This is a genomic window from Micromonospora sp. M42 (assembly GCF_000568915.1).
GTDB classification, from domain to species: Bacteria; Actinomycetota; Actinomycetes; order Mycobacteriales; family Micromonosporaceae; genus Micromonospora; species Micromonospora chalcea.
In genome coordinates, this window is sequence record NZ_KK037233.1 from 4701274 (window position 1) to 4717089 (window position 15816).

Here is a 15816-nt window from a genome sequence, read left to right on the forward strand (position 1 = left end):
GCGGCGGGGCGGCGCCACCACCGGCTCGACCGGCGGGGGCGGGGTGGGGGCGGGTCGCCGGACCCGGGGCTGCGCGCCGCCGAAGAGGTCGAGGAAGGGCGAGTCGATGTCGCCGTCGGGGCGTACCGGCTCGCGGGGCGTGATCGGTCGCGGCGGTTGGAAGACACCGACCCGGCTGTGTCCCGGGCTGGTGACGAGCGCGCCGTCCAGGACGACCTCGTCCAGATCCTCGTCCGGTGGGTAGTCGAACGATCGCTGACGGTTACCATTCGGCCCGGCCGGACGCCCGGCCGGGGAACCCGGCGTGGAAGAGCGACTCATGCGACCGCCTCACCCGCGTCGTTCGTCTGCACGGTTGTCGTACGCCCGGTCATGCCAGTTCCTCCCGGATCCTGATCCGGCTCGCGACGAGCCGCGGATCCCGCTGCTCGGTGGCCGGTTCCCGGGTGCGTCGCCAGTCGGTCAGCGCGGTCCGGATCACCATGCGCGCGGGCCGGTCCGGGTCGACGTACCGGAAGATGAACGAGGTCGTCACGATCGCCAGCGAGATCTCCCAGGCGGGGAAGAGCTCGACCTGGAGCGTGAACAGCCAGTGGATGAACATGTAGAGGGGTACGAGCAGCATGAACAGGCCGTACTGGGCGTACGGCAGGTGAACGGGAAGGGTGTACCCGGGCGGCCCCAGGTAGACGAGGCGTGCCCGGTAGATGTCGTCGTCGGTGCGCAGCCGCATCGTCGCCCAGCGTCCTACTCGAAGATCAGGTTGATCAGGTAGTCGCCGACGAAGAAGAGTGTGGCGGCGCCGGCGATGAAGGCCAGGCCGATGATGGCGATGGCCGAGCTGGTCAGCACCTTGGAGATCTCACCCCGGCTGGCCCGGCCGATGAAGATCACCCCGAGGACGGCGAGCAGGATCGGTGCGATCTTGCTGGCGAAGAAGGTGACGACGTTGTCGGTGTCGATGCCCTTCGGAGCCGGCTCGGCGAGTGGAGTCGACGCCAGGGTGTGGAGCGCGTGGTCGACGGCGCTCGACGCCGCTGCCATGAGCTCGATGGCGATCACTGGAAACCTCCCCAAGGTCGCGGCCGGCGGTGCCGCGTTGGTGCAAGTAGGCAAGCCTGGCGGGATGGTGCTCGGCGGACACGGAAGTGGTCAACGCTGTGTCCGTGACCCACCACGCTGGGTGGTGAGTTTTGGGCGGATTCTTCCCGCTTCGGCCCTCCCTCCAGGCTTCGCCATCTCGATGCTGGGCAATTCCAAAGCGTACGGCCCGGCCACCTTTGCGACAAGCCGCGAAGAGTCGACCGTGAATCGCCCGGAAGACCGATCGTACACCTGTTCCAATCCGCATGTCAGGGCTGCTGCGTCGGCGGCTCGCCCGGTCGCCGGAAGCCCCGCCCACGAGCGGTACTGTCGGCTCCGTGACCGATCTGGTACGGGCGGAGACCCCGGTGGTGATGGGCGTCCTGAACGTCACGCCCGACTCCTTCTCCGACGGCGGCAGATACGCCGATTTGGACGCGGCAGTCGCACACGGGGTGCGACTTCGCGCCGACGGCGCCGACCTGATCGACGTGGGCGGCGAGTCCACCCGGCCCGGCGCCGAGCGGGTCGACGCGGAGACGGAGACCGCCCGGGTGCTGCCGGTGGTCCGTGAGCTGAGCGCCGCCGGCATCGTCGTCAGCATCGACACCAGCCGGGCCCGGGTCGCCGAGGCGGTCCTCGCCGCCGGCGCGTACCTGGTGAACGACGTCTCCGGCGGCCTCGCCGACCCGGACATGGCCCGGGTGGTCCGCGACGCCGGCTGTCCGTGGGTGCTCATGCACTGGCGGGGACACTCGCGGGAGATGCGCGAGCTGGCCACGTACACCGACGTGGTGACCGAGGTCCGGGACGAGCTGAGCCGGCGGGTCGACGCCGCGCTCGCCGCCGGAGTGGCCGCCGACCGGATCGTCGTCGACCCAGGTCTGGGCTTCGCGAAGACCGCCGCGCACAACTGGGCGCTCAGCGCCCGCCTGCCCGAGCTGGTCGACCTGGGCTTTCCGGTGCTCTTCGGGGCCAGCCGCAAGTCCTACCTGGGCCGGTTGCTCGCCGACGCGGCGGGCGAGCCGCGGCCCACCGCCGGGCGGGAGGCCGCGACCGTCGCGACGAGCGTGCTCGCCGTCGCGGCCGGCGCCTGGGGGGTACGCGTGCACGACGTCCGCGGCACCGCCGACGCGCTCGCCGTCTGGCAGGCCACCGGCAGCCCCCGTCTCGCCACCGCGACCGGCAGGCGGCCCGCGACCGCGCCGCCGGCCGAAGCGGTCACCCGCAGCCGTCCGGCGGAAGCGGCCACCGGCGCGAGTGGAGGCGACAGGTGACCGACCGGATCGAGCTGACCGGCCTGCGCGCGCACGGCCGGCACGGCGTCTACGACTTCGAGCGCGCCCAGGGGCAGGAGTTCGTGGTCGACGCGGTGCTCGAACTGGACCTGGGCCCGGCCGCCCGCTCCGACGAGGTGACCGACACCGTGCACTACGGGGAACTCGCCGAACGGCTGGTCGCGGTGATCACCGGCGAACCGGTGAACCTCATCGAGACACTCGCCGACCGGCTGCTCGCGGTCTGCCTGGCCGAGCCGCTGGTCGCCGCGGCGACGGTGACCGTGCACAAGCCGGAGGCACCGATCCCGCACGCGTTCCGGGACGTCGCCGTCACGATGAGGCGTACCCGGTGACCCGGGCCGTGCTGTCGATCGGCAGCAACCTGGGCGACCGCCTCGGCCACCTGCGCGGCGCGGTGGCCGCGCTCGGCGACCGGGTCCTGCTGGTCTCCGGTGTCTACGAGACTCCACCGTGGGGGGACGCGGACCAGCCCGCGTACCTGAACGCGGTGGTGATGGTCGCGGACCCGGCGGCGACGCCGGAGGACTGGCTGGCCCGCGCCCGGGCCGCGGAGGCGGCGGCCGGGCGGGCCCGCGACCCGGAGCGGCGGTACGGGCCGCGCACGCTCGACGTGGACGTGATCGCGGTCTGGGACGACGCCGGCCAGCCGGTGCTCCGCGACGACCCCGAGCTGACGGTGCCGCATCCCCGGGCCCACCTGCGCGCGTTCGTGCTGCGCCCGTGGATCGACGTCGAGCCGCACGGCCGGCTGCCCGGGCACGGCTGGCTGACCGATCTGCTCAACGCCGAGCCGCTGGCCGGTGACGCCCTGGAACTGAGCCCACGACCCGATCTGACGCTAGAGTCGGACACATGACCCGCAGGAGCGTGGCCCGGCAGTGGCGAGCTGAGGAGGCGCGGTGAGCACCGACCGCTCCCCGCAGGGGCCCGACCGCTTCCGGATGGGGCCGACCCGGGCCTCCACGCTCGTGGTGGCCGGCCTGGCCGCCGCCGCGGTGGCCTGGCTGCTGATCAGCGGCTTCTACTACGACTTCGCGCCCGACCTGCCCTGGCTGCCGGTGATCACGCTGGCCGGCCTGGCCGTGCTGGAGGGCTACGCGGCGGTGAACACCCGCAGCCGGATCGAGCGGCGGCCCGGCCGCGAGCCGGTGAACCCACTGCTGGTCGCCCGGTTCGTGGTGCTGGCCAAGGCGTCCGCGCTGGCCGGTGCCATCTTCGCCGGCTTCTACGCCGGCCTGACCGGCTGGCTCTTCGTGGAACGGACCAATGCCGCCCAGGGCGATCGGCCCGCCGCGCTCGGCGGTCTGATCGCGTCGCTCGCGCTCGTCGCCGCCGCGCTCTGGCTGGAACGCTCCTGCCGGGTGCCGGAGCAGGAGGACGACGAGGACCGCGAGCCGGGCGACCGCGAGACGCCGCGCGGGCGTCTCTGATCCGGGGTTCCCCACACCCCGGCCCGGCGGTACCGTCCCTGGCGACCGGAGAGCGACGGCCGCCACGGTCCGCCCGCCCGTGGGCCGGACGCGGCCACCTGGGAGGCGCGGGTCTATGGCGTACGACGACGCGGGTCGGACAGCGCCGCCGGAGACATCGTCCGGCGTGCCCGCCGCCGTACTGGAGCACGTCTTCGACGACCCGGCGCACGGCGAGCCCGGCCGGGACCGCATCGCGGTGCACGTGCTCTGGGAGTTCGTGCTGCTCGCCGCGCTGGTCGCGGTGACCTGGCTGCTCTGGCGGGAGAACGCGGACGCGCTGCGCGGCGGCTCCCTGAAGACGCTGCTCGTCGACGTGGCCGCGCTCGGCCTGCTCACCCTGGCCGCCGGCCTGAGCCTGCGGGCCGGCGCGGTGAACCTGGCGGTCGGCCCGGTCGCGCTGGCCGCCGCGCTGCACTTCGCCGAGCAGGGCGACCGCGGCATGCGGGAGGCGCTGCTGCCGGCGCTCGCGGTGGCGGCGGCGGCCGGGCTGGCGCTCGCGCTGGCCGTGGTGGTGCTGCACGTGCCCGGCTGGGCGGCGAGCCTGGCCGGGGCGGCCGGCGTGATCGTCTATCTGGAGCGCCGGAGCGTGCCGGTCGCGGTGCAGAGTGACTACGACCCGCGCCGCAACGCGCTGTACCTCTTCGTGGGCTTCGCCGCGGTGGCCGTCCTCGGTGGCCTGTTCGCCGCGATGATGCCGGTGCGCCGGCTGATCGGCCGGTTCCGGCCGGTCGCCGACCCGGCCCGGCGGCGCGGCGCGGTGGCCGCCACGGTGACCGCGCTGGCGCTGGTCGCGTCCACCGTGCTGGCGGCGCTCGGCGGCGTGCTGATCGCCGCGAACGGGGACGGCGCCGTCGCGCCCGGCACCGGCCTGGACTGGACCGTGCTGGCGGTCGGAACGGTGATGCTCGGCGGCACCAGCGCGTACGGCCGTCGCGGCGGCATCTTCGGCACCCTGCTCGCGGTATGCCTGGTGGTGGTGTTCCTGGCCTGGACCGTGCCGCAGGGCTGGTCGGTCGGCCGGTGGGCGCTGGGCGGCGCCACGCTCGGCGCGGGGCTGCTCGTCACCCGGCTGGTGGAGACGTTCGGCCGGCCCCGCCCGGCGCCGCCGGCGACTGTGGGACCGGTTCCGGTCCGCCCGCTGCGGGACGGCGCGACGAGCGGCGGTTGGGGGATGACCCCGGCGCCCGAGCCCGCCGACACCTGGCCGTCGGTGCTGCCGGTACGCCAGAACGACACCCCGGTGGAGGCCTGGGAGGCCCCGCGCTGGGAGAGTGAGCCCCGGCGCTGGGACGCCGACGAACGCTGACCCGACCGTGGCCGTGCGTCCGGCGCGCCGGAGCTGATCTCGCCGGTTAGGCTCGGCGGCATGAGCGAGACTCCTGCCCCCGGCGGCCGCACCTTCGACGAGCTCGACAAGCTCTCCACCGAGGAGTTGCGCGAGCAGGCGTTCAACCTGGCCCGCGAGCGTCGCGACGTGGGCTTCTTCTGGTCGGTCCTGCGGCACCTGCCCAACGCCGACGAGGCCGCCGCGCTGGACGGCGCGCCGAACTCGATCGGCCCGACCATCGACGAGGCGAACGCGCTCTGGCGCGAGCTGACCGGGCACGGCTACGAGGAGTCCGCGCCGTTGCTGCGCGCCGCCTTCATCGACTACCTGATGAAGCACTGACGTCGATGACGACCCGCCGGCCGGCGACGGCCGGACGGTTGCGCAGGTTTGCCCGGCGCGACCGGCCGGGAACTGACCGTCGCATGGCTCTGGGCAACCGCCCCCGCGCCGTCTCCCGGTACGGCACGGCCGCCGGCACCGGCACCCTCGCCGCGTTCCTGCTGGTCGCCGTCGGCGGCAGTCCGATGTACGTGGACTGGGCGCAGCGCGCCACCGACCCGACCGGGGCGGGCGGCTGGTTCCTGCGGCTGCTGGCCTGGCCGTCCTGGCGGTGGCACGCCGACGAGGGCGTGTTCGCCACCAACCTGCGGGCGATCCTGCTGATCGTGCTGGCCGCTGCGCTGCTCTACCTGCTGCCCGGCCCGCAGGTCGACCGGGTGGCGTCCTCGGGCAGCCAGTTCCTCTCCGGCTGGGGCGCGTACGTGCTCGCCGCCGGGCTCAGCGCCCTGCTCGCCACGCTCCTCGGCCCGCACGGCTCGCTGTTCGCCGCGTTCCAGTCCGCCAGCACCGGCGTCACGTACGGCTTCTTCGCCGGCTGGATCGTCGGGCTGGCCAGCCTGGGCGGCCGGGCCTGAGCTCAGTCCACAGCGCCCAGCGCCAGCACCCGGGTACGGGCGAGCAGGCCCACCGCCCGGCCCTCCTCGGTCACCACGGCGTGCTCCGCGCCGGAGGTGAGCAGCGCGCCGAGCGCGTCGTACGCCGAGTCGCCGAGCGCCACAGTGGGCAGGCCGGCGCCCCCGTCGGCCGGGAGCGGGTCGAGGACGGCGCGGGTCACCGGGGTCACGGCGAGGCGCCGGATGCCCCGGTCGGCGCCGACGAACTCGCGGACGAAGTCCGAGGCGGGTGACCCGAGCAGCGCGGCGGGCGTGTCGTACTGCTCCAGCCGGCCGCCCTCGGAGAGCACCGCGATCCGGTCGCCGAGCCGGACCGCCTCGTCGAGGTCGTGCGTGACCAGCACGATCGTCTTGCGTACCTCGGCCTGCAGGCGCAGGAACTCCTCCTGCAGGCGGGTCCGGACGATCGGGTCCACGGCGGAGAACGGCTCGTCCATCAGCAGCACCACCGGGTCGGCGGCGAGCGCCCGGGCCACCCCGACCCGCTGCCGCTGCCCGCCGGACAGCTCGTGCGGGTACCGCCGGCCGAACTGGGCCGGGTCGAGGCCGACCAGCTCCAGCAACTCGCCGACGCGGGCGCGGGTGCGCTGCTTCGGCCAGCCCAGCAGTCCCGGCACTGTCGCCACGTTCGCCGCGACGGTCTGGTGCGGGAAGAGGCCGACGTTCTGGATGACGTACCCGATGCGGCGGCGCAGCGCCACCGGGTCGACCCGGGTGACGTCGTCGTCGCCGAGCAGGATCCGCCCGCCGGTCGGCTCGATCAGCCGGTTGATCATCCGCAGCACCGTCGACTTGCCGCAGCCGGACGGGCCGATCAGGACCACCAGCTCACCGGCGCCGACCTGCAGGCTCAGCTCGCGTACCGCCTCGGTGCCGTCCGGGTAGCGCTTGCGGATGCGTTCCAGCGTGATCGACGCCGCGCCGTGTCCGGCAGCGTCCCCCGGGGTACCGTCCACCTGTGTCCCTCCACCTGAGCTACCGGGCCGACCCGGGTAATCCGTGGTTCTCCTGGCAGTACGTGCGGGACAACTCTGACACGATCCTGGCCGCGCTGCGTGAGCACACCTGGCTGACCGCCCGGGCCGTGGTGATCGCCGCGCTGGTGGCGCTGCCGCTCGCGGTGCTCGCGTACTGGTTCCGGTCGTTGTCGGCCTCCATCCTTGCGCTGACCGGGGTGCTCTACACCGTCCCGTCGCTGGCGCTGTTCGCCTTCCTCGCGCCCTACCTGGGCATCGGCGCGATCACCGTGCTCACCGTGGTGGCGCTGTACGCGCTGCTGGTCATCGTGCGCAACGCGCTGGCCGGGCTGAACCAGGTGCCGCCGGAGGTGCGGGAGGCCGCCGAGGGCATGGGGTACGGCCGGTGGGGGCGGCTGTTCCGGATCGAGCTGCCGCTGGCGCTGCCCGGCATCCTCACCGGCGTACGGCTGGCGACGGTGTCGACTGTCGCGCTGGTCACGGTGGGTGTGGTGGTCGGCCGGGGCGGGCTCGGCCAGCTCATCTTCGCCGGCTTCCAGAACAACTTCTACAAGGCACAGATCATGACCGGCACGGTGCTGTGCGTGCTGCTGGCGCTGGTGCTGGACCTGGTGCTGGCCGGCGTGGGCCGCCTGCTCACCCCGTGGCTGCGCGGGAGGTCCGCCCGGTGAACCCCGTCGAGCAGGCGGTCGTCTGGCTGAACGACCCGCTGAACTGGACCAATCCCGGCGGCGTGCTGGACCGCCTCGGCGAGCACCTGAGCATGTCCGCCCTGGCGGTGCTGCTCGGATGCCTGGTGGCCTGGCCGATCGGACTCTGGCTCGGGCACAGCGGCCGGGGCGGCGGGCTGGTGCTGCTGGTCTCCAACGTCACGCTGGCGATCCCGACCCTGGCCCTGCTGACCATCCTCCCGCTGACCTTCCTCGGCTTCGGCCGGCCGGCGGTGGTGGTGGCGCTCGCGGTCTTCGCGGTGCCGCCGCTGCTGGCGAACGCGTACACCGGGGTGCGGCAGGCCGACCCGGAGGCGCGGGACGCGGCACATGGGATGGGGCTGTCCGGCGGGCAGGTGCTGCGCCGGGTGGAGCTGCCGCTTGCCGTGCCCTACCTGGCGGCCGGTTTCCGTACCGCGGCCGTGCAGGTGGTGGCCACCGCCGCGCTGGCCTCGTTCGTCAACGGCGGCGGGCTGGGCCAGATCATCCGGGCCGGCTTCGGGCTCGACATCGCCGCCGGCGGCGGCCAGATCATCGCCGGCGGGGTGCTGGTCGCCGGGCTGGCGCTGCTCGTCGAGGGGCTGCTCGCGATCGTGGAGCGGCTCGTCACGCCACGTCCGCTGCGCCCGGTCCGCCGCCGGGCGAACCGCCGCGCGACGGCTGCGACGGCCGGAAGTTGAGCCGCCGGTGACGATCGGGTGACGAAAACCGCTCCGAGTTTGTCGGTCGGGTCCGGAGGATATTGGCTGGAGTCGCGGGTGGCCGTCCGGTTCGCCCGTCGGACACGCGGCCGGCCCGACGGGTCGCGCCGGGACACGGAAGGCGGGCACTCATGCGTGCGCGTACACGACTGGTCGCGGGGGCGTTCGGCGCACTCACCGCGGCCGCTCTCCTCACCGGCTGCGGCGACGCCGGCTCGTCCGGCACCGACGCGCCCGAGCAGGGCGCCTCGGGGGCCGGCTGTGCCCCGGTGGCGGGCGACCAGCTCGTCGTCCTGACCGACGACAAGAAGCTCCAGAACACCGACAACGTCATTCCCGCGATCAACGCGAAGGCGGCCACGCCGCAGCTCGTCGCCGCGCTGGACAAGGTCTCCGCGAAGCTCGACACCCCGAAGCTGATCCAGCTCAACCGGGCGGTCGACGTCGACCGCAAGACGCCGCAGGCGGCGGCGAAGGAGTTCGCGTCCGCCAACGGCGTGACCGACGGGATCGAGAAGGGCCCAGGCGGCCAGATCACCGTCGGCGCCGGCAACTTCAGCGAGAGCCAGACCATCGCCGAGCTCTACAAGATCGCGCTGGAGGCGGCCGGCTACCAGGTCAAGGTGCAGACGATCGGCAACCGGGAGCTGTACGGCCCGGCCCTGGAGAAGGGGCAGATCCAGGTCGTCCCGGAGTACGCCGCCACCATGGCGGAGTTCCTCAACACCAAGGCCAACGGCAAGGACGCCCAGCCCGTCTCCTCACCGGAGCTGGACAAGACGGTCGCCGCGCTGAAGACCGAGGGCGACAAGGCCGGCCTGGTCTTCGGCCAGCCGTCCCAGGCGCAGGACCAGAACGCGTTCGCGGTGACCAAGGCGTTCGCCGACAAGTACGGCGTGTCCACGCTCTCCGAGCTGGCCGCGAAGTGCTCCGGGCAGGCCACCGTGCTCGCCGGTCCGCCGGAGTGCCCGCAGCGGCCGAAGTGCCAGGCCGGTCTGGTCGAGGTCTACGACTTCAAGGCGGGCTCGTTCAGTTCGCTGGACGCGGGCGGCCCGCAGACCAAGAACGCGCTGAAGACCGGCGCCGCGAGCGTCGGCCTGGTCTTCTCCTCCGACGCCGCGCTGGCCACGAGCTGACGCGCCGCGGCCGGCCGGCGCCACTCGCGCCGGCCGGCCGCGCACCCCGGGCGGTTGCCTGCTCAGCAGGCCCGCACATCGAGTCACGCCGACCCGTTCCCCTCAGGTGGAACTCTCGGTACTGTGCTCAGCCATGCCCGCCTCGGTCGCTCCTGCCGACAAGCGCAACCCCACCCCGCTGACAGCCCTGTTCTGGGCCGGTGTGGGGCTGGCGCCGCTGGCCGCGCTCATCCTGCTGATCGCCGACGGCAACGGCTCGCTCCGGTTCGGCGCGGTCCTGGCGATCCTCGCCGTCGTGCTGATCGGCCTGTCCATCGCGCTGCGGCCGGAGGGCGGTTCGGGCGGCGCGGCGTCCGAGGAGTTGCGCGAGGAGCTGGAGCAGCTCCGGCGGGAGCTGCGGGCCGAGATAGTGGCCGCCGCTCAACGCGGCAACCAGGCGCTGGACCAGGCACGCCGGGCGGAGGAGGCGGCCGGGGCGGTGCGGCATCGGCTCGACGCGGCGGCCGCCGGACTGGCCTCCGCGCCCGCCCAGGATCGCCCGAGCGGCGCGGCCCGGGTGCCGGCCGCCGGGGCGTACGAGGCGGATCGGGGTCACCCGGCCGGTCGCGACGAGGACGAACCGGCTCGTCCGGCGTACTCCGGTGGCCGCTACGGCGGCGAGCCCGACGGCGAACCGCCGCGGGCGGGCCGCCACGACGCCGAGCCGGCGCGGGCGGCGGTACGCCCGCCGGACCGGCCCGGGAGCGGCGTGTACGGGTCGGCGCGCGTGTCCGATCCGACCGCCCGGCCGGAGTCCCGCCCGGTGGGCGTGGTCCACCACACCGAGACCGTGCACGTCACCACCCGGCACACCATCGTCGGCGGTGGCGCCGAGCCGACCGGCTCCCGGTACGGCGGATTCCCCGGCGGCTGGTCGGACGAGGACCGCTCCCGGGGCGGCGACCCGGCCGATCACCGGGGCGCGGGGCAGCGTGAGCGGGGCCGCGAGGACCGGGCCGACGCGGGACGGACCGGCACGGACGACAGCGGCTGGGGTGCTCCGGCGGGTGGCGAGCGCTCCGGGTACGGCCGCCGGGTCGGGAGTGCGCGGGACGACGGCTTCGGGCCGGGTGACGGGCACTCGCCTGCCGACGCCGGACGCGCGGGCGCCGAGCATCCGTGGGCGGGCGTCGGCGGGGAGCAGGGCTGGTCCGTGGGTGGCCGTTGGTCGGACGACCAGGGCCGGGCGGCGGCCCAGGAGCAGCGACAGTGGTCGGGCGACGACCGGGCCGGCTGGGCGCCGGGCGGCGCGGCCGACGTTCCGGCCTGGCCACCGGCCGCGCGGCACAGCGAACCCGCCGCGCGGCACAGCGAACCGGCCGTCCGGCACAGCGAACCGGGCGCGTCCGGGGCCCTGGACGCGCGGGAAGGCCGGGACCGGGCGGACGGCGATCACTGGTCCGAGCTGCGTGCGGGTAACCGCTGGGCGGCGGTTCGCGACGACGACGCGGGCCGGGAGATCCGCCTCGGGGAGCGACGGGCCGCGATGCACGCCGACAGCGCCGGCACGGAGTACCGGATCGAGGACCGATGGGCGTCGGTGCGCGGCGGCAGGGCGGACGCGGGTGGGCCGGGTGACGGCCACCCGGCGTTGCCGGCCGGCGGGGTGCCGGTGCCGGACGAGTGGCGGCCGCCGACCCAGCGCAGCGGCCAGCCGGAGTGGCGCCAGCCGCCCCCGGAGTGGCGTCAGCCCGAATCGGCGCGCCGCGAGCCCGAGCCCGAGCCCGAGCCGCAGTGGCGTCAGCCGGAACCGCAGTGGCGTCCGGCCGAGCCGGAGTGGCGTCAGCCGGAACCGCAGTGGCGTCAGCCGGAACCGGAATGGCGAGGCTCGGAGCGCGGCGCCCACGGCCAGCAGCGGGACACCGCCGACCGCTGGCGCTGAGCGTCCGGGACGGCCGTCACTTGTCGATGTCGCCGACCACGAAGAACATCGAGCCGAGGATGGCGATCAGGTCGGGCACCAGGCAACCGGGCAGCAGCGACGACAGCGCCTGCACGTTCGCGTACGAGGCGGTGCGCAGCTTCATCCGCCACGGCGTCTTCTCGCCCCGGGACACCAGGTAGTAGCCGTTGATGCCGAGCGGGTTCTCGGTCCAGGCGTACGTGTGCCCCTCCGGCGCCTTCAGCACCTTCGGCAGCCGCGTGTTCACCGGCCCGCTGATCCGGTCCACCCGGTCCAGGCACTGCTCGGCGAGGTCGAGCGAGACGTACACCTGGTCGAGCAGCACCTCGAAGCGGGCGTGACAGTCCCCGGCGGTCTTCGTCACCACGGGCACGTCGAGCTGGTCGTAGGCCAGGTACGGCTCGTCGCGACGCAGGTCGAGGTCGAGCCCGGAGGCGCGGGCGACCGGCCCGGACGCGCCGAACGCGGCGGCGTCGGCGGCGGAGAGCACGCCGACCCCGACGGTACGGGCCAGGAAGATGTCGTTGCGCCGGATCAGGTTGTCCAGGTCGGGCATCCGGCGGCGTACCTCGGCGACGGCGGCGCGGGCGCGCCCGGTCCAGCCGGACGGCACCTCCTCCTTCAGGCCGCCGACCCGGTTGAACATGTAGTGGATCCGGCCGCCGGAGACCTCCTCCATCACCGCCTGGATGGTCTCCCGTTCCCGGAACGCGTAGAACATCGGCGTGATCGCGCCGATCTCCAGCGGGTACGAGCCGAGGAACATCAGGTGGTTGAGCACCCGGTTCAGCTCGGCCAGCGCCATCCGCAGCCAGGTGGCGCGTTCCGGCACCTCCATGCCCATCAGCCGCTCGACCGCGAGCACCACGCCCAGCTCGTTGGAGAACGCCGACAGCCAGTCGTGCCGGTTCGCCAGCACGATGATCTGCCGGTAGTCGCGTACCTCGAAGAGCTTCTCCGCTCCCCGGTGCATGTAGCCGACGATCGGTTCGGCGGCGACCACCCGCTCGCCGTCGAGCACCAGCTTCAGCCGCAGCACGCCGTGCGTCGAGGGGTGCTGCGGCCCGATGTTGAGCACCATGTCGGTGCCGAGCTGCTCACCGCCCGCGCCGGTGCCGACTGTGAGCTCGCGGAGGTCGGCGGCGTCCGTGGTCATGCCCGTCATCGTGCCACGACCGCGTCGAGCGTGACGCCGACCGGCTGCCGCAGCCACAGGTGCCCGCCGAGCCCGGCCGGGTCGGTCAGCTCGGCCGCCGCCGACGCCGCGGCGAGCGCCCGCAGGTAGCCGGCCGGGTCGCGGGAGGCCAGGCTCAGCGGCGGTCGCCCGCCGTCGGCCCCGAGCGCCCGCAGCGCCTCCCGCTGAGAGACCACTGAGTACGCGCACCGCGCGACCCGCTCACCGGCGGAGGCGACCGAGTCCATGGCGACGTGCGCCGTCACGTCGCACGACCCGTCCGGAACCGGCGGCACCTGCCGCCCACCCCGATACCCGGTCAACGTCCCGTCCAGGGGACGCGAGTCCCGCAGATGCCCGTAGTCCACCGCAAGCGCCAGCCCCCGCGCCACCTTCCCGACGGCCCCCGCCCAGGCCAGATCCCGCCCCACCCCGATCTCCGCCCGCCCACCGCTGCTGCCGCCCCCACCAACGGCGTTGATCAAGGAGTTTGTGTCCTGATCCGAGCTCTCCACGTCCGCAAACTCCTTGATCAACGGGGCGTTGCGCGGGAGGGCCGGGGGCCACCAGTGGGTCAGCCAGGTGGTTTCGGTGGGGGACGGGGGCGGGCCCAGCGTCTCCTCGCCGGTTCTCGGGTTCACCAGGAGGAGGCGCCAGCCTGCCTGGGTGTGGACCGCCACGTCCACCGGGACGTTGTCCAGCCATTCGGTGGCCAGGAGCAGGCCGGTGATGCCGTCGGGGATGTCGGTTCGCCAGTCGATCTCCGGAGGCAGGTCCGGCGGGCGGGTGGCTCGTTCCACTGCCACCGGGTGGATCCGGGCGGACAGCTCGGGTGCGGCCCGGGCCAGCAGGGCCCGGAGCAGTTCGCCCCGGCCCGCGCCCACGTCCACCACGTCCAGCCGGTCCGGGTGGCCCAGCGCCGCGTCCACCGCTTCGAGTTGCCGCAGCAGGCAGGCGGCGAAGACGGGTGAGGCGTGCACGCTCGTGCGGAAGTGCGCGGCTGGGCCGGCGCCGGAGACGAAGAACCCGTCCGGCCCGTACAACGCCTGCTCCATCGCGTCGCGCCAGCGCAGCGGGGTGGTCACCCGCCGACCCTACGGGACGTACCCGAAAGTGCGGTTTGCCCGCCACCGCAGCGGCCTCTTCGGGCGGCCGGTGAAGGTTTTCACACCTTCTTGTTTCCGGTCTGTCACCCGGGCGCATACTTGCCATCGACCGGTACCCCCTTCGAGGACTGGATCGCCGCCATGAGCGCACCGCTGCGCCACCGGGCCACCGCTGCCCCGCTCGTCTTCCCGCGTACCCTCGCCGTCGGCGTGCTCGGCGCCGGCCGGGTCGGCGCCACGCTGGGCGCGGCTCTCGCCGCCGCCGGCCACCGCGTGGTCGCCGCGTCCGGCGCCTCGGGCGCGACAGGGGCCCGGCTGGCGCTGTGCTGCCCGAGACCCCGCACCGCTCCGCGTCCGAGGCGGCGCGTGCCGCCACCCACCTGCTGATCGTCGCCGTCCCCGACGACGCGCTCGCGGGCGTGATCGCCGACCTGGCCGCGAGCGGCGCGCTGCGCCCCGGCCAGGTGGTGGCGCACACGTCCGGCGCGCACGGGCTGGCCGTGCTGGCCCCGGCCGCCGAGGCCGGCGCCCGGCCGCTCGCGCTGCACCCGGCGATGACCTTCACCGGTACGCCGGACGACCTTGTCCCGCCTGCCCGGCATCTCGTACGGCGTGACCGCCCCGGCCGAGCTGCGCGCGTTCGCGGCCCCGGCTGGTGGCCGACCTGGGCGGTGTGCCGGAGTGGGTCGGCGAGACCGACCGGCCGCTCTACCACGCGGCGCTCGCGCACGGCGCGAACCACCTGGTGACGCTGGTCAACGAGGCGTCGGACCGGCTGCGTGACGCCGGCGTGGAGCGGCCGGAGAAAGTGCTCGCCCCGCTGCTGCGGGCCGCGCTGGAGAACGCGCTGCGGTTGGGCGACGACGCGCTGACCGGCCCGGTGTCGCGGGGCGACGCGGGCACCGTACGCCGGCATCTGGACCGGCTGGCGCGGACCGCGCCGGAATCCGTACCCGCGTATCTGGCGTTGGCACGACGGACGGCGGACCGCGCCGTCGCGGTCGGCCGCCTGCGCCCGGCGGACGCGGCCGCCCTCCGGGACGTGCTGGACGGAATCGAGGTGGCGGCCTGATGGCCGAGGTGCTGCACACGCGCAAGGAGCTGGCGGCCGCCCGCGAGGCGATGACCGGCACGGTCGGCGTGGTGATGACCATGGGCGCGCTGCACGCCGGGCACGAGATGCTGCTGCGGGCCGCCCGCGAGCGGGCCGACCACGTCATCGTGACGATCTTCGTGAACCCGCTGCAGTTCGGCCCGAACGAGGACTTCGACCGCTACCCGCGCACGCTCGACACGGACCTGGAGATCTGCCGCCGGGTGGGGGTGGACGCGGTGTTCGCGCCGCCGGTGGCCGAGATGTACCCGGAGGGGCAGCCGACGGTACGGCTGAACCCGGGGCCGCTCGGCGAGGACCTGGAGGGTCTGAGCCGTCCCGGCTTCTTCCACGGCGTGCTCACGGTGGTCATGAAGCTGCTCCAGCTCACGCAGCCCGACCTGGCCTTCTTCGGCGAGAAGGACTACCAGCAGCTCACCCTGGTGCGCCGGATGGTCCGCGACCTCGACGTGCCGACCGAGATCGTCGGCGTGCCGACCGTACGCGAGCCGGACGGCCTGGCCCTGTCCAGCCGCAACCGTTACCTGTCGGCGGCGGAGCGGGAGGCGGCGCTGAGCCTGTCCGTAGCGCTGCGGGCCGGGGCGGCGGCGGCCGAGCGGGGCGAGGACGCGGGCGCGGTGCTCGCGGCCGCCCACCGGGCCTTCGACAACCCGGCCGCCCGCCTCGACTACCTGGTGCTCACCGACACCGAGCTGGAGCCCGGCCCGGTCACCGGCCCGGCCCGGCTGCTGATCGCGGCCTGGGTCGGCGCCACCCGCCTGATCGACAACACGGCGATCCACCTCGCGCCGCGTCCCTGACCCCACCACGAATGCGG

18 protein-coding genes and 1 pseudogene are annotated in these 15816 nt (G+C 74.4%); 13 read left to right on the forward strand and 6 right to left on the reverse strand.

Annotated features, from left to right (window positions below; translation table 11 throughout):
* From MCBG_RS33145 to MCBG_RS21620, 3 genes are all read right to left on the reverse strand, one after another.
* On the reverse strand, positions 1–321 hold a 321-nt coding region (locus tag MCBG_RS33145; RefSeq protein ID WP_043327894.1), incomplete at its 3' end, for a hypothetical protein.
* 49 nt (positions 322–370) lie between these two features.
* Positions 371–733, reverse strand: a complete 363-nt coding sequence (locus MCBG_RS21615) for a hypothetical protein (protein WP_013288977.1) — start codon at positions 731–733, stop codon at positions 371–373.
* A 14-nt stretch (positions 734–747) separates the two neighbouring features.
* Positions 748–1062 carry a hypothetical protein gene (locus MCBG_RS21620; RefSeq protein ID WP_043327895.1) on the reverse strand — a complete coding sequence of 105 codons (315 nt, stop codon included), beginning with the start codon at positions 1060–1062 and terminating at the stop codon, positions 748–750.
* A 359-nt stretch (positions 1063–1421) separates the two neighbouring features.
* Here MCBG_RS21620 and folP point away from each other — a divergent pair, with 359 nt between their 5' ends.
* From folP to MCBG_RS21655, 7 genes are all read left to right on the forward strand, one after another.
* Entirely contained in the window at positions 1422–2360 is a 939-nt protein-coding gene (gene folP, locus MCBG_RS21625) for a dihydropteroate synthase (RefSeq protein WP_084789677.1), read from the forward strand.
* On the forward strand, positions 2357–2716 hold the full coding sequence (gene folB, locus MCBG_RS21630; protein ID WP_043327897.1) for a dihydroneopterin aldolase: 360 nt from the start codon (positions 2357–2359) through the stop codon (positions 2714–2716). The genes folP and folB overlap by 4 nt, the downstream gene beginning before the upstream one ends.
* Positions 2713–3240 carry a 2-amino-4-hydroxy-6-hydroxymethyldihydropteridine diphosphokinase gene (gene folK / locus MCBG_RS21635; protein WP_043327898.1) on the forward strand — a complete coding sequence of 176 codons (528 nt, stop codon included), beginning with the start codon at positions 2713–2715 and terminating at the stop codon, positions 3238–3240. Before folB ends, folK begins: the two co-directional genes overlap by 4 nt.
* 85 nt (positions 3241–3325) lie before the next feature.
* Positions 3326–3814, forward strand: coding sequence for a DUF3180 domain-containing protein (locus MCBG_RS21640; RefSeq protein WP_104114026.1), 489 nt, complete (start codon positions 3326–3328; stop codon positions 3812–3814).
* Positions 3815–3929: 115 nt separating this feature from the next.
* The gene (locus MCBG_RS21645) at positions 3930–5162 is read left to right on the forward strand and encodes an ABC transporter permease (RefSeq protein ID WP_043327900.1); all 1233 of its coding nucleotides are present in this window, start codon (positions 3930–3932) and stop codon (positions 5160–5162) included.
* A 60-nt stretch (positions 5163–5222) separates the two neighbouring features.
* Entirely contained in the window at positions 5223–5525 is a 303-nt protein-coding gene (locus MCBG_RS21650; protein ID WP_030502043.1) for a hypothetical protein, read from the forward strand.
* Positions 5526–5608: 83 nt separating this feature from the next.
* Positions 5609–6100 (forward strand): hypothetical protein, encoded by a 492-nt coding sequence (locus MCBG_RS21655; RefSeq protein WP_043327901.1) that lies wholly within the window; start codon positions 5609–5611, stop codon positions 6098–6100.
* A 2-nt stretch (positions 6101–6102) separates the two neighbouring features.
* Here MCBG_RS21655 and MCBG_RS21660 read toward each other — a convergent pair whose 3' ends face one another.
* Entirely contained in the window at positions 6103–7095 is a 993-nt protein-coding gene (locus MCBG_RS21660) for an ABC transporter ATP-binding protein (RefSeq protein ID WP_043327902.1), read from the reverse strand.
* A 2-nt stretch (positions 7096–7097) separates the two neighbouring features.
* On the opposite strand from MCBG_RS21660, the gene MCBG_RS21665 reads away from it, so the two are divergent.
* The 4 genes from MCBG_RS21665 to MCBG_RS21680 all read left to right on the forward strand — a co-directional run bounded on the left by MCBG_RS21665 (position 7098) and on the right by MCBG_RS21680 (position 11584).
* On the forward strand, positions 7098–7787 hold the full coding sequence (locus MCBG_RS21665; RefSeq protein WP_043327903.1) for an ABC transporter permease: 690 nt from the start codon (positions 7098–7100) through the stop codon (positions 7785–7787).
* Positions 7784–8506 carry an ABC transporter permease gene (locus tag MCBG_RS21670; RefSeq protein WP_051611574.1) on the forward strand — a complete coding sequence of 241 codons (723 nt, stop codon included), beginning with the start codon at positions 7784–7786 and terminating at the stop codon, positions 8504–8506. The genes MCBG_RS21665 and MCBG_RS21670 overlap by 4 nt, the downstream gene beginning before the upstream one ends.
* A 152-nt stretch (positions 8507–8658) precedes the next feature.
* The gene (locus tag MCBG_RS21675; protein ID WP_043327905.1) at positions 8659–9663 is read left to right on the forward strand and encodes a glycine betaine ABC transporter substrate-binding protein; all 1005 of its coding nucleotides are present in this window, start codon (positions 8659–8661) and stop codon (positions 9661–9663) included.
* 133 nt (positions 9664–9796) lie between these two features.
* Positions 9797–11584, forward strand: a complete 1788-nt coding sequence (locus MCBG_RS21680) for a hypothetical protein (RefSeq protein ID WP_043327906.1) — start codon at positions 9797–9799, stop codon at positions 11582–11584.
* Between the two features lie 16 nt (positions 11585–11600).
* Here MCBG_RS21680 and MCBG_RS21685 read toward each other — a convergent pair whose 3' ends face one another.
* Together MCBG_RS21685 and MCBG_RS21690 are read right to left on the reverse strand one after the other, a co-directional pair.
* Positions 11601–12770, reverse strand: a complete 1170-nt coding sequence (locus tag MCBG_RS21685) for an NADH-quinone oxidoreductase subunit D (protein ID WP_181373820.1) — start codon at positions 12768–12770, stop codon at positions 11601–11603.
* Entirely contained in the window at positions 12767–13834 is a 1068-nt protein-coding gene (locus MCBG_RS21690) for an SAM-dependent methyltransferase (RefSeq protein ID WP_051611576.1), read from the reverse strand. The genes MCBG_RS21685 and MCBG_RS21690 overlap by 4 nt, the downstream gene beginning before the upstream one ends.
* A 192-nt stretch (positions 13835–14026) precedes the next feature.
* On the opposite strand from MCBG_RS21690, the pseudogene MCBG_RS21695 reads away from it, so the two are divergent.
* Positions 14027–14957: pseudogene (locus MCBG_RS21695) on the forward strand (Rossmann-like and DUF2520 domain-containing protein).
* Entirely contained in the window at positions 14957–15799 is an 843-nt protein-coding gene (gene panC, locus MCBG_RS21700) for a pantoate--beta-alanine ligase (RefSeq protein WP_043327909.1), read from the forward strand. The pseudogene MCBG_RS21695 and the gene panC overlap by 1 nt, the downstream one beginning before the upstream one ends.
* The last annotated feature ends 17 nt before the right edge of the window (positions 15800–15816 follow it).

Bases quoted from the DNA above. Each gene is read 5' to 3' on its own strand.
- MCBG_RS21655 (WP_043327901.1), top strand. From the start codon at position 5,609: ATGGCTCTGGGCAACCGCCCCCGCGCCGTCTCCCGGTACGGCACGGCC.
- MCBG_RS21690 (WP_051611576.1), bottom strand. From the start codon at position 13,834: ATGGAGCAGGCGTTGTACGGGCCGGACGGGTTCTTCGTCTCCGGCGCC.
- panC (WP_043327909.1), top strand. From the start codon at position 14,957: ATGGCCGAGGTGCTGCACACGCGCAAGGAGCTGGCGGCCGCCCGCGAG.
- MCBG_RS21680 (WP_043327906.1), top strand. From the start codon at position 9,797: ATGCCCGCCTCGGTCGCTCCTGCCGACAAGCGCAACCCCACCCCGCTG.
- MCBG_RS21640 (WP_104114026.1), top strand. From the start codon at position 3,326: ATGGGGCCGACCCGGGCCTCCACGCTCGTGGTGGCCGGCCTGGCCGCC.
- MCBG_RS21650 (WP_030502043.1), top strand. From the start codon at position 5,223: ATGAGCGAGACTCCTGCCCCCGGCGGCCGCACCTTCGACGAGCTCGAC.
- MCBG_RS21675 (WP_043327905.1), top strand. From the start codon at position 8,659: ATGCGTGCGCGTACACGACTGGTCGCGGGGGCGTTCGGCGCACTCACC.
- MCBG_RS21685 (WP_181373820.1), bottom strand. From the start codon at position 12,770: ATGACGGGCATGACCACGGACGCCGCCGACCTCCGCGAGCTCACAGTC.
- MCBG_RS21615 (WP_013288977.1), bottom strand. From the start codon at position 733: ATGCGGCTGCGCACCGACGACGACATCTACCGGGCACGCCTCGTCTAC.
- MCBG_RS21645 (WP_043327900.1), top strand. From the start codon at position 3,930: ATGGCGTACGACGACGCGGGTCGGACAGCGCCGCCGGAGACATCGTCC.